Here is a 13,263-nt window from a genome sequence, read left to right as displayed (position 1 = left end):
TTCTTGTATTAGCCGCTACATTTGGGCGGCATTTATCTTTGGTACAATGGCAGTAAAAGCAAAGCAAAAGAAGGAAACCAGCACCCCCGGACTGAAGCAAGAAAAAGAGCAAACCGTGAGTGTGCAGGAAGTGGTGAAAGATGAACGCACCCACAAAATCAGCGGGTTCAGCCTGCTGGTGCTAAGTATTCTATTGCTCATTGCGCTTGGCTCCTATTGCTTTACCTGGCAGGAAGATCAGGACAAGGTATTCAAAGCAGGCGCCGACTTTTTGTTTGCAGACAATTTACAGGTTGACAATATGCTGGGCCGCCTCGGTGCGTGGACGGGCCACACCCTCATTTACAAAGGTTTTGGACTGGCTGCCTTTCTGCTGTGCACGTTGCCGTTTGTAGCGGGTGTCAACCTCATTTTTGGTAAAAAACTTTTTTCTGTTTGGCGCAATGTGAAGTACACATTCACCGGGCTGGTGTTTTTTAGCGTAGCACTGGCTTTTGCGCTGCCCGACAGCGGCTTTAGCTATGGCGGTGCCGTGGGTGAATTTTGCAGCAATTACCTGAGCAACCTGATGGGTAAAGCCGGCACCGGTTTGCTGTTGTTTGTAGCTGGTTTCAGTTGGTTTATTTGGCGGGTCAATCCTGTTTTCAAACTGCCTAAGCGTTTGGAAAAATCCGGTTCCACCGATGCCGAAGCCAACCTCACCAAACCCGAAGCGGTAGCTGCAGTGGTGCCGGAAGCAGTGGAAGAAACAACCATTCCAGAATCGCCTGCTGCACAAAGTGATGCCCGTTTTCAGCCAACGCCCATTCCTTCGGGCAAAAGCATCAACGACTTGTATGCTGAAGGTAAAACGCCTGCCATGCAGGTATTTGTACCCGAAGAAATTAATCCGCTGACCAACCAGCCGGTGGCGGCCAATGGCAACAGCATGGATGGTGATGGTATTGCCGTGGTTTTGCCCCAACCATCAACGCCGGTGAATGAAGACCCGGTGAATGCGCTGGATGTAATGGAGACCGATGAATCGGTAGAAACCATAGCGGTAGCACTTCCGCCCAAGCCCAATCCACCAGCACCTGTAGCGGATTCAGAACCGGAACCAGAACCCGTTCAACCTAAAAAAATTACGCCCATCGCCGTTCGTGAAATACTGCCCAATCAACTGCCCAAAAGCGATTTGGAACTGGAGCTGAACAACGATCTGGACGAAGAAGAAGACATTGACGAAATGGTGGCCAATGCAACCGGCAGCATTCCTGAAATTACGCAGGATTTAGAGCCCTACGATCCTGCTCTGGATTTGAAAGGCTACAAGTTTCCCGGTCTTGATTTGCTCGATACACATGGCAGCGAAAAAGTAATTGCCGACCCCGAAGAACTGGAGCAAAATAAGAATCAGATCATCGGCACCCTCAAGAATTACGACATCACCATTCAGCGGATTTCTGCAACGGTAGGTCCTACTGTAACACTCTATGAAATTGTGCCGGCGCCGGGTGTCCGCATCAGCCGCATCAAAAATCTGGAAGATGATATTGCGTTGAGTCTCGCAGCATTGGGCATCCGCATCATTGCACCCATTCCGGGTAAGGGTACCATTGGTATTGAAGTACCCAATGTGCGGAAGAATGTGGTAAGCATGAAAAGCCTGCTGAGCAGCGACAAGTATCTCAACAACAAATACAGCCTGCCCATTGCCATTGGCAAAACCATTGCCAACGAGCATTTCGTAGCCGACCTTGCCAGCATGCCGCACTTGCTGATGGCTGGTGCTACCGGCCAGGGTAAATCGGTCGGCATCAATACAGTACTCGTTAGTTTGTTGTACAAAAAACATCCTTCGCAACTCAAGTTTGTACTGGTCGATCCGAAGAAGGTAGAACTGAGTTTGTACCGCGTCATCGAAAAACACTTTTTGGCCAAACTGCCCGGTGAAGATGAAAGCATCATCACCGATACCAAAAAAGTAATCAATACACTCAACGCTTTGTGTATTGAAATGGACAACCGCTACGACCTGCTGAAAGAGGCCCATGTACGCAATATCAAAGAGTACAACGAGAAGTTCATCAAACGCAAACTCAATCCGCAAAAAGGACATCAGTACCTGCCGTTTATTGTGTTGGTGGTAGATGAATTTGCCGACCTCATTATGACTGCCGGCAAAGAAGTGGAAATGCCGATTGCCCGATTGGCGCAGCTGGCCCGTGCTGTGGGTATTCACCTCATCATTGCTACGCAGCGTCCTTCGGTCAATATCATTACCGGTACCATCAAGGCCAACTTCCCGAGCCGTATTGCTTTTAAAGTGAGTTCGAAAATTGACAGCCGTACCATCCTCGATGCAGGCGGTGCTGAGCAGCTCATTGGCAAGGGCGACATGCTCATTAGCCACAATGGCGAACTCATTCGTTTGCAATGTGCGTTTGTTGATACACCCGAGGTAGAGAAAGTGTGTGAATTTATTGGCACCCAACGAGGCTACCCCGATGCCTTCCTGCTGCCCGAATATGTAGATGAAAAAGAACAGGAAGGCCGCGACTTCGACCTGAGCGACCGGGATGTATTGTTTGCCGATGCAGCCCGCTTGATTGTACAAAACCAAATGGGTAGCACCAGCCTAATCCAACGCCGCATGAAGCTGGGCTACAACCGTGCCGGTCGGCTGATGGATCAATTGGAAGCTGCAGGCATTGTAGGTGCCAACCAAGGCAGCAAAGCCCGTGAAGTATTGGTAAAAACCGAACACGAACTGGAACAAATTCTCGAGAATTTTTAAAGCTTCCTCTCCCCTACTGCGCAAAGTTTTATATTCATGCCGCTTTGAAAGCTTCATGAAACCATTGCTTATGCGTATCGTACTTTGTATTGCTGCATTTTTTATGACCGCACAATTGTCGGCACAAACGCTGGCTGCGTATCAAATTTTTACTGCTAAGGGCAAAAAAGCCAAATGGGGCGATGTGGTAAAAGCCATGCAGCAACAAGAAGTGATTTTGTTTGGCGAATACCACGACAATCCCATATCGCATTGGTTGCAACTGGAGCTGACACGCAGCCTTGGCGATCAGCAACAAATTACACTGGGTGCCGAAATGTTTGAAGCCGACAATCAGCAAGCCCTCAATGCTTTTTTAGCGGGAAAGTTGTCGTCCAAAGGGCTTGACAGTAATGCACGGCTTTGGAAAAATTATCCCACCGATTATGCGCCACTGGTAAAATATGCCAAGGAAAAAAACTACGTTTTTATTGCCACCAATATTCCGCGGCGCTACGCCAGCATGGTAGCCAAGGGAGGATTTGAAGTGTTGGACACCATTTCGGCAGAAGCCAAAACCTGGATGATGCCATTGCCGGTGGCATATGATTCTTTATTGCCCTGCTACAAAAACATGTTGCAAATGATGGGTGGCCATGGCAGCAGCAACCTGCCCAAAGCACAAGCCGTAAAAGATGCAACGATGGCGTATTTCATTTTGCAACACCTGCAGCCCGGCGTGCCTTTCATTCACTACAATGGCGCCTACCATAGCGACAATTATGAAAGCATCAACTGGTATCTGAAACAAAGCCGGCCTGGTCTGCGCATTGGCACCATTAGTACCGTTACACAAAAAGACCTTGCCCGGCTCGAAAAAGAACACCTGGGCAAGGCCGATTTTATTATTGTGGTAGACGAGGATATGACCAGAACATACTGAGGTAAGAAGGACGAGGTAATAAGTGAGAAGTACGAGGTATGTTTTATGTCAACTTTCCAACCTTACTTTACCGAATTTATCGCTTTTTGAATAGCACTTCGCAATGCTTCTTTTGAAAGCGATTCTTCGTAAAACTCATAGTAGCCTGTTGATGGCCTGATGATAACGGTGGCCGGTATAGCACCACTCCAGCGGGCATCAAGAAGTGGGCAGTAATAGTCGGCGTTTGTTTCATTCAGCCATAGCATATTGGCTTTCCATTTTTTCTGTTGTACGTATTGTTGCAATGCACCGCTTTCGTACAGTTTTTTTGTATCCTGACTGACCAGCCACAGCTGCACACTATCCTTTTTGTATTGGTTAGTAATATCTATAAAATGTGGTATTTCTTCAATACAGGGCGGGCACCAGGTGCTCCAGAAATTCACTACCAGTATGCCCTTAGCCTGCTTGTAGTGTTGTACAAGCTCAGGCATTTTCATAGCACGAATCGTTTGCGCAGCAGTAATATTCACTGCTGCACAAATACAAAGTAGAAGTATGACTATTCGCTTGGTCAACATACTACGCTCCTCTTTCATATTTCATTTTCCATTCCAGCTCCAGCAGATGCCGTTGCTCCAGCGTAAGTTTCGCTTGGTTGTAATGTCCGGCGTCTCGCTTTTGGCGGAAGGCTTCGTAAATAGTAACGGCACAGGCGACTGAAATGTTGAGCGACTGAATGATACCCACCTGCGGAATGCGTAAATGGCCATCGGATGCTGCAATCATTTCAGGTGTACAACCATGTTGTTCATTGCCAAACACCACTGCCATCGATGGGGTAAAATCTATGCTGTACAAATCTGTTGCATCATCGGCCAAATGGGCGGTGATGATTTTGCTATAGCGGCTTCGCACCATTTGCATGCAAGCATCAAAATCTTCAAACTGATGCACAGTCACCCATTTGCTGGCACTGCGGCTGCTTTTGAATCCCCAGTTTTTATGCCGTGCAATCTTCGTATTGAGCACAAAGATTTCTTGTATGCCTACGCAATCGCAAGTACGCATCACTGCGCTTACGTTATGCGGATCAAATACGTTTTCTAAAATAACCGTCAGATCGGGCTGACGCTTGTCTAATACTGCATTGAGTTTTTCGGAGCGTTCTGGCGACATGGTTTGCGAACTTTCGTACTGATATCAGACCACAAACTTACTCTACAATTTTTTCTGTATAAATCAATTGCCCACTGGCTGTGATTCCTTGTATGATGAGCTTGATTTTTTTACTGATATCGTTGTGAAAATACTGGAAGCGATAGGTGCCGTCTTTACCCGGCTGCAGCTTGCTACTCCAATAGAGGGTATAGCGGCTATCAGTTGACATACTATTCAATCCGGGCATTGCAATATAATCAGGCATATAAAACTCTCTAACCGCAGCATAACCCTGAATAGTGGTACGGGTGTAATTTTTCTGGTAAATCGCATCTGTGGCATTTACTGCATTGTTCTTGGTATAAAATGCCAATACACCTGCTGATGCGCCCAGCATGGCACCTTCGTTTTTCAGCACCTTGATAAGGGCAACTTCATTGGGGTTGAGCGTATTGATGACATCTTTACTTACGTTCACTTCGTTTAAAAAATAGGCGATGCCATTGCTCTCCAGCAACATGTTTACTTCTTCACCATTAGAGCCGGCAATGATGTTGGCCGAATTACTGTTATTGGAACTAAACATGTTTAATCCCTGAAAACGATTGAAGAAAACAGTAGGATTAAAGAAATCGCCTTCTACAGTAATACCGGGCAGACTGGCCTGCAGCACCTGCCATACTGTTCTGTAGTTCTTCATGTCTTCAGGATTCACACTTTGTCCCATGGCAAAAGGACCTGTCGTATACTCATTGTTCAATGAATCGGTTGGCGACAATTTTCTTGCTTTCACTACCACATTGCCCAGAAAATTAAATCCATTAAAAGAAGGCGTATCCAGCAGGTTTACTTTGGCCTGCAAATAATTGGCCCATGCACTGCTACGATTACGCAGGTCGGCTGTATCAAATGATACGAGTGGTAAACGGGAGCTTCGCTTTAGCGTATCAATAAAGCGGGGCTTCAGTTTAACATCTACTATAAATCCTTCTTTTTTCCTGTTGGTACCCATGTACGCTACTTGCGTTTTGCCATTCAGGTCCAGGTTATTCAGCAAAAATTGTCCTTTGTCTGTAACGCCTGCTTCTGCCAAAATAGATGCCGAATCTTTGTTTTTAATGATGAAAGAAACATAGCCATCCGTCACTGCTTCTTTGCGGTCACTTTTGGTCATTTCACCCATCAGTGCAATGCCGGTTTCTACAGGGTAACGGATAGCAGGAAATTGACCAGTCAGCAATTCTTTCCACACAAATCTGCGCCAGCCATTCGTCATCATGAGTAAATCAATTTTGGCGGCGGCGGTGGCAGCAGTATCAGTGATGTATTGCCCCGGATTGTGCACATAACCTTTGATATCGCTGGTGAGTATCAAAGAAGACACAATCGTTTCATCGCGACTGTCTTTGTGTAAATCGCCATCTGTAACCAGCACTGATATCGATCTGGCCTCTTGTAGTGGCATTTTAAAACTGACCATACTTTTTGCTCTTGCTTTGAGATGAACACTATCTGTATTTACCAAAGCCTGTTGATATGCTACTCCGCCGATAAAGGCTAATCTTTCGGCCAACGGGCGATTGATGGCATCAAATAAGGTGACTTGCACAATACCCGGTGGCAGATATTTTTTACTGATGGGTACAGCCATTTCGCCTTCCGCCACATTGAGCCAGGCCCTGAAACAAACCTGCCCGTGTATTTGTGCAACCACTTGTATTTTCTTCAAACTATCTGTTACCATTGCAGGGGCTTCCAATAGCACAAACAACTTTCCAGGCTGATCATTTTCCAACCGCATACTGATGCCGAATGGCTGAACAGCAGGCAGCGGAAACTGCAACAGTTGCCCGGAAGTACTCATTACTTCCGCCACATACTTTTCACCTAACTGTGGTGCCTCGTATTCAAACATTCCCATACCGTCGTGCCAGGCATCGAGGCTATAGCTGCGAGATCCATTGGCATTTTTCACTATAGCTTTCACCGCTACAGGCAATCCTTTTTCGTTGGTGGCTTTAAATGCCATTCTACCCGCAGCACCTGCTACCCATTGGCCTCCTTCCGGAAAAAAATGCAATTGAATTTTAGCGACTGCCTTCGATTGCTGTTGTTTTTCCAAAAAATCATCCGCATAAATGTAAATAGGTTTGGAAGCGACAAACTCCGGAAAATTGAGCATCCATAAGGTATAGGCATTGATATTATACTTTCCTGATGCAATGTTCTTGGGAAGTTCAATATCGGCGCCAGTGCTACTCAAGCTATCCAGCTTGTACATATTCTTGGCTATTACTTCTCCCTTTTCATTAACCAGATCTACATATATTATGCGACTCAAAAAACTGGGCTCGCCGTCAACACTACACCACGCTTTCATGAAAATAACTTCGCCAGGCAGGTAATGCGCTTTATCCGTTTGCAGAAACACTTTTTCCTGCGGATAATCTTTCTTCCAATTGTCGAGCACTTGTTTGTAATCAATTGTTTGTGACAATGCTGCAAAGCAGCTGCAAATAAGGCTGAGAGAAATCAGCAAACGTTGTAGTGTGGCAGACCTTTTCATACTCATTGAGATAAAACAGACATAAAAAAACTCCGGTACAAGCTACCGGAGTTTTTTGAAATTTCTACAAGATTAACGGTTATAAATCAGGCTCACCAATCGTCTGCGGGGGTCCGTAGAAGTAGTGATTGCGTTGTACCCACGGGTACTAATCGTAAATACACGTTGGTTAACTACCGAACTGGTGCTGGTGTAGCTGGTGAGTGCAGTGGTTGTAGCAGCGGCACCTGCAGGGCGAATAGACCAAACGCTACCGGAGTTGAGGGCCACATTAAAATAATCACTGAGCTCCTTGTACTTTACCGGTCCAGCCACTTTTGTAGACGTAGTAGATGTAGCACCTGTACCAAAGTAGAGATCCACCTCAGGCAAGTCTGGCATCAGGTTGATGAAGCGATAGCGGCAGAAACCTGAGTCAGGTGAATTCAGATTGTCTTCAGCCAATACTGAAATTGTATTAGCAGCAGTATCTGCCAGGTACAAAGAGTACACTTTATCTGCAGCAATACTAATGGTGGCGCTGGCCAGTTCTACAGAATCGCCGTTAGTACCCGTGAAAGGACGGGCAATGGTTACCTTATGTGTACCTGGCTCTACAGAAAGGTAATCGGCATAACTACCACCACCGGTATTGAGACCGCCGCCTGGGAATGGCGTGGCATAGGTCAACAAATTACTCACACGTATTCCATCAATTTTGATATGGAAAGAGGGGTTGCTTTGATAGCTGGAAAAAAAGTTGATTTTTAGCTTAGACTTTCCTTCTACAAAGATGTTGTCTTTTGCCGCAAAGCTATTTTTCTCACAGGAAACCAACCCTGCAAAGCCAACTGCTGCCAGAAGGAGCATGAAAAGATTATTGCGCATAGTTTCTTTTTTTCAGTTGATTAATTAGGGTTTGCTGAACCATACTTCATATGTATGATAATCTGCTTTATCTCCACCGTATTTCTTTAGTTCCTCAAGGTTCCATACATATTCTGAGTTGAAACGAGGACGAACCCGCTGTACAGGCTTGTTCAGGTTATTGGCAAAGTAACTTACAGGCAGGGTGAAGTTTTTGTACACCTGTTCACCAGTTTCAGGATCTAAATCAGTGTAGTGGAAACGACGGAGGTCAACCCATGTTTCAACCCAACCCCAGCCCCACAAGGCAATGTACTTCTGCTGCATGATGTCAGAAATATTGAGTGAGCCTGCTGCGCTTTTTACATTGGGTGACGCCAGATAAGCTGAACGTTGCGCAGCTGTAATAGCACTACCGTTAAAGATGTTGGAGTTGCCACGGACAGATGAGTAGCTACGGTTGATGAAATCGAAGTGACCATTGATACCAGCCAGATAAGCGGTATAGGCCAGGTTCTTATCCCCTTTTCTAAAAGCAGCTTCAGCTTTGATGAACTGAATTTCAGGATAGCAAATTACCGGCATTACCGCTTTATCGCGGAAGAGATATTTACCATACTGTGTAGAGAAGACAGCAACACTTGGGTTTACATACAAGCTGTCAGCCCAAGGAACTGCAACACGCTTACGAGCATTTACCCAGTTGGCAGAACCTACTGCATAAGTACCGGTAAGAGCACTGAAAGGATCCCCCAAACCTGGATCTACACCTCTGAAACCACCATTACCATTTGTGGTATCCTGCGATGCACTGAGCATATGACGCAAACGAGGGTCACGATTGGGGCCTGCAGAACTTCCTGTCATTGTTGTTCCATCCAACAACTTCACAATAAAGTTGCTCTGACGGAATGAACCAAGGTTATCGCGGTAGGTACCGAAGAAGTTGGTGTCGTCGTTTTTGGTACCGTCGAATGGCACTACAAAATCATCTTCCACGGAGGTCATTGCCAAATCGCAATACTTAATTACAGAATCTGCCTTATAATCTGCTTTGAGGCTATAGCGGTGGAAGTTTTTTGCCATGATAGCATAGGTAAATTTCTTCCACTTGTCGAGGTTGCCACTGTACACAATATCACCACGGCCAAGCGTAATATTACCCGTGGCTGCTTTGGTAAGATTATCGATAGCAAGACGGCAAAGAGAATCAACACCACGATACACTACATCCTGATCGTCAAATTCAAAATAATAACGTCCTTCTTCAAATGCCTGACGATAGATAATCATGCCATGATAATCGGCCGCCATTTGGAACATCAATGCTTTCAATGCGTAAGCCGCACCTACATAATCGAGTTCGTTTTTGTTGAGGCCGTTTTTAATCATGTACTCCAGGTTGCCACCCAAACCAAAATAGGTTTGGCGCCAGATATCACCGGAGGCATCGCTGGAAGCAACGTAGCCATGGCGGTCCCATGTATCGTTGTTGCCGTTGGCGACAGCCAACCAGTTTTGAATGTATTTGCCTACGTAGCGGGCATCGTATTGTACGCCCCTGGGAATACCAGCCAGCATGGCAGGCATTACAGAGCTATTAGAGGGTGCCTGAGTGGTATCGGGGTCGGTGTTTACATCAAGAAACTTTTTGCAACCTACAGTCCCTACCAGCATCAAAGTCACCAGTGCAATATTTAGTGTCTTTTTCTTCATAAAGTAGTCTTTTGAAATGATTTAGAAAGAAGCCCTGATACCGAAGTTGATACCTCTGGGAGTGGGAATAGCACCGTAGTCGATACCGGCACCACCTACACCACGAGAGGTAGCAGCATTCAGGCCGTTCACATTTGGATCCATACCACTGTAGTTAGTAATCAGGAACAAATCAGTAGCGGTTACAAAAACTGAACCGGTACGGAATACTTTTTGACGCTTCAAAAACTTGTCGGACAAGTTGTAAGAAAGTGTCAAATCACGAAGTCTTACCCAGTTTACTTCTTCTATAAAATCAGCTTCAGCAAATGCTACATCGTAGTAATCGTTGCGGTAGTAAGGTGTTATAGAAATGGTGTTTTTGGTAGGTGTTTCTGAGTTCTGTAATCCATCGGCCAACACACCATTGATAATACGGGGCTGCAGGCGATCAAGTGTTTTCATACTGGTACCTGTTAACACCATCATAGCTTCGTTTCCGTTGAATACATCGCCACCTTTGCGTATATCGATGTTGAAGCTCAGATCCCAGTTTTTAAACAGAGTAAAGGTGTTGATAAATCCAATTTTGAAATCAGGCGTACGGTCGCCAATAGTTTCGTAAGTAGACAATACCAAAGGCAAACCTGTAGTTGGGTTAATCAGCAACTGACCCTGGTTGTTGCGCTGGAAGTTGTAACCCACCAGGTTGGTGATAGATGTACCCACAGAAACCTGAGAACGTACGTTGCCAAACAACCAGGTATCGGAATCATAATACAGAGGCAGGTCAGCAGGCATTTTCTTAACGATACCGCGGTTGCGATCGAAGTTGACAATGGTATTCCACACAAAGTTCTTCTTTCTAACGGGCGTGGCTTTCAGCTGAATTTCAATACCCTTATTTTCTACTTCACCACCGTTGATATACTTGAGTACACCACCTGTACCATAGCTCAGGCGGTTGGCTACAATCTGGTCTTTACTGTTGATGAGGTAATAGGCAACATCGAGGGTAATGCGCTTTTTGAAAAACTGGAATTCACCACCTACTTCAAGGTTTCTGGAAAACTCAGGCTTCAGGTTGCGGTTGCTGGCAAATACATCATAAGCGAATCCACCACCTGTTGTAGTTGCTACTGTAAACTGAGGGTCGATACGGTAAGGAACAATGGGGCCTTTACCGGTAGTGGCATAAGACACCCGGAGTTTACCATAAGATAACCAGTCTTTAGCAGGTTCGAAGAAATCCAAATCGCTGAACACAAAGCTTGCAGAAGCACTACCATAATTGTAGAATGGTTGATTGTTGTACAAGCGAGAAGACAGGGTTGAGATACCTTCACGAACACCTGAGAAGTTCAGGAACAGGAGGTCTTTGTAACCAAAAGTATAGTTGGCAAAAAAGCGAACCTTACGAATTTCTTCCTGTGTCAACTTAGCATCACGTGTAAGCGGTGCCGTATTGTTGATAGACACAAAATTGGGCTCATAAAATTGTTCACCACGTTGTGCATTAATGGTACGGCGGCTGCTTTCAGCATAACCGGAAAGGCTGAATGTATTGCTGATAATCTTGCCAATGTTCTTCTTCATGGTCAAACGGAAAGTACCGTTGATGTTGCGGAAATTTTGCACGTAAGAAGAAAGGAAACCCTTGGTAGCAAAACCATATCGAGACTGTGGGTGAGTAACATAATTACCCTCGGTGGCAAAATGATCGAGACCTACAATGGTATTCATAGTGAGCCATTTGGTCAGCTGAGCATTCATGTTCACGTTACCTGTCAAACGGTCGGTACGGTCCTGACTTCTGTTTTTGTTTACATCCCAATAAGGGTTATCAAACTCAGTAGCCAGGTTGGTAATGGCCCGCACTGTTTTACGAGAACCATCAGGGTTTATGTACTGACTTGCATCATCATCTTGAGGCCAGGTAATGAGTGTATTGTAGTATGAACCAGCACCTTTAGGAACTTTGTCGTTTGTGCTCAGGATATAAGCCCAAGAAGACGACAGGTTCACTTTCTTTCCGAGCTTGGTAGAACCAGACAAACGGAAGGTAAGACGCTCATAGCCGGTGTTTGGCACTACACCATCACTACTTACATACCCTGTAGAAAAGCGGAAACTTGACTGGTCGGTACCTGCTTCAACACCCAGATTGTACTGCTGAGAGAAACCACGCTGGAAGAAGTCTTTGATGTTGTTGTAAAACTTTGTATTGGCAGGGTACTCTGGTCCGAAGTAACGGAAACCATAAGTAGCTGAATAAGCCGTAGGATCGAAGATACCATTGGTACCACGGGCATACTGCTGCTGAATTTGAGGGAAGCGGTACACTTCATCAAAACGATAAGAGTTGTCGAAGTTTACCCGAACCCGGCCTGTACCACCCTTTTTGGTAGTAATTACAATAGCGCCAGATGCACCATCAGAACCATACAAAGCAGTGGCTTCGGGTCCCTTCAGGATGGTTACGTTCTCAATGTCTTCGGGGTTCAAATCCGCAATACGGTTAGTGTAGTCACTGTTTCTGTTGGCAAAACCAACGGCGTTGGCGTTACTGGCAGCAATCAGCGATTCCTGGTTCAGTGTAGAATTGTCCAAAGGCACACCATCTACCACAAACAGCGGTTGGTTGTTACCACCAATAGAGGTAGCACCACGCAGAATGATTTGAGCACTAGCACCGGGCAAACCACTGGTAGAAGTTACTGTAAGGCCGGGTACCCGACCGTTGAGTGCATTGAGAAAGTTGTCGCGGCGGGTAGCGGCAATCTCCTCACCTTTCACTACTGGTGCCTGATAAGAAAGTTCCTTTTTACTACGTACCTGACCATAACCGGTAACTACTACGTTTTCCAAATCTTTTTCATTAGGTACCATTCGTACACTAATCACCCGATCATCACTTAACGGCACTTCTTTGGTTGCATACCCAATGTAGCTGAAACGCAACACCTGGCCCTTTGAAGCTTCGAGGGCAAAATAGCCGGCTTTGTTGGTTTGGGTTCTTTTACTGTTAGCCAGATTGGTTACTGTAACACCTACCAAGGCGCTACCATCATCATCGGCTAAAACTGTACCGGAGTACTGTGGTGATTGTGCTACCGCAAACAGGCCGGTCAATAACAGACCGGAAAGCAGCACCAATAGCTGAATCCTTCTCATAAGCAGTTTTTAGTTAGTTCTACCAGCATTGCTGGCGTTCGGGTTAACATTTAGCTCTCGCTATTATTCTAAATTGGCAACATTTTGGGGTTTCTTGAAAAAACCGCAAAAAGCCGCATAAAAATAGACGTAAGTTAT

General features: G+C 45.6%; 8 protein-coding genes. 2 read left to right on the top strand and 6 right to left on the bottom strand.

The features are described from left to right. Positions 1-46: 46 nt before the first annotated feature. Positions 47-2,779 (top strand): FtsK/SpoIIIE family DNA translocase, encoded by a 2,733-nt coding sequence (locus V7Q13_RS00930; RefSeq protein WP_333798799.1) that lies wholly within the window; start codon positions 47-49, stop codon positions 2,777-2,779. A 70-nt stretch (positions 2,780-2,849) separates the two neighbouring features. Further along, positions 2,850-3,701 carry a ChaN family lipoprotein gene (locus tag V7Q13_RS00925; protein WP_333798798.1) on the top strand — a complete coding sequence of 284 codons (852 nt, stop codon included), beginning with the start codon at positions 2,850-2,852 and terminating at the stop codon, positions 3,699-3,701. 62 nt (positions 3,702-3,763) lie between these two features. Here the strand turns inward: V7Q13_RS00925 and V7Q13_RS00920 are convergent, their stop codons facing one another. From V7Q13_RS00920 to V7Q13_RS00895, 6 genes are all read right to left on the bottom strand, one after another. Next, positions 3,764-4,183, bottom strand: a complete 420-nt coding sequence (locus tag V7Q13_RS00920; protein WP_333798797.1) for a TlpA family protein disulfide reductase — start codon at positions 4,181-4,183, stop codon at positions 3,764-3,766. Positions 4,184-4,265: 82 nt separating this feature from the next. After that, positions 4,266-4,862 (bottom strand): TrmH family RNA methyltransferase, encoded by a 597-nt coding sequence (locus V7Q13_RS00915; protein WP_333798796.1) that lies wholly within the window; start codon positions 4,860-4,862, stop codon positions 4,266-4,268. A gap of 37 nt (positions 4,863-4,899) precedes the next feature. Continuing rightward, entirely contained in the window at positions 4,900-7,410 is a 2,511-nt protein-coding gene (locus V7Q13_RS00910; RefSeq protein ID WP_333798795.1) for a hypothetical protein, read from the bottom strand. Between the two features lie 72 nt (positions 7,411-7,482). Next, the gene (locus V7Q13_RS00905) at positions 7,483-8,277 is read right to left on the bottom strand and encodes a DUF4397 domain-containing protein (protein ID WP_333798794.1); all 795 of its coding nucleotides are present in this window, start codon (positions 8,275-8,277) and stop codon (positions 7,483-7,485) included. 24 nt (positions 8,278-8,301) lie between these two features. Continuing rightward, the gene (locus tag V7Q13_RS00900) at positions 8,302-9,972 is read right to left on the bottom strand and encodes a SusD/RagB family nutrient-binding outer membrane lipoprotein (protein WP_333798793.1); all 1,671 of its coding nucleotides are present in this window, start codon (positions 9,970-9,972) and stop codon (positions 8,302-8,304) included. 21 nt (positions 9,973-9,993) lie between these two features. Beyond that, the gene (locus V7Q13_RS00895; protein WP_333798792.1) at positions 9,994-13,125 is read right to left on the bottom strand and encodes a SusC/RagA family TonB-linked outer membrane protein; all 3,132 of its coding nucleotides are present in this window, start codon (positions 13,123-13,125) and stop codon (positions 9,994-9,996) included. Between the last annotated feature and the right edge of the window lie 138 nt (positions 13,126-13,263).

The sequence above is a fragment of the Phnomibacter sp. genome, assembly GCF_036803085.1.
Classification (GTDB): domain Bacteria; phylum Bacteroidota; class Bacteroidia; order Chitinophagales; family Chitinophagaceae; genus Phnomibacter.
Note: the sequence above shows the minus strand (reverse complement) of the source record. Positions and strands in the feature narration are given on the sequence as shown.

Bases quoted from the DNA above. Each gene is read 5' to 3' on its own strand.
- V7Q13_RS00930 (WP_333798799.1), top strand. From the start codon at position 47: ATGGCAGTAAAAGCAAAGCAAAAGAAGGAAACCAGCACCCCCGGACTG.
- V7Q13_RS00925 (WP_333798798.1), top strand. From the start codon at position 2,850: ATGCGTATCGTACTTTGTATTGCTGCATTTTTTATGACCGCACAATTG.
- V7Q13_RS00920 (WP_333798797.1), bottom strand. From the start codon at position 4,183: ATGAAAATGCCTGAGCTTGTACAACACTACAAGCAGGCTAAGGGCATA.
- V7Q13_RS00915 (WP_333798796.1), bottom strand. From the start codon at position 4,862: ATGTCGCCAGAACGCTCCGAAAAACTCAATGCAGTATTAGACAAGCGT.
- V7Q13_RS00910 (WP_333798795.1), bottom strand. From the start codon at position 7,410: ATGAAAAGGTCTGCCACACTACAACGTTTGCTGATTTCTCTCAGCCTT.
- V7Q13_RS00905 (WP_333798794.1), bottom strand. From the start codon at position 8,277: ATGCGCAATAATCTTTTCATGCTCCTTCTGGCAGCAGTTGGCTTTGCA.
- V7Q13_RS00900 (WP_333798793.1), bottom strand. From the start codon at position 9,972: ATGAAGAAAAAGACACTAAATATTGCACTGGTGACTTTGATGCTGGTA.
- V7Q13_RS00895 (WP_333798792.1), bottom strand. From the start codon at position 13,125: ATGAGAAGGATTCAGCTATTGGTGCTGCTTTCCGGTCTGTTATTGACC.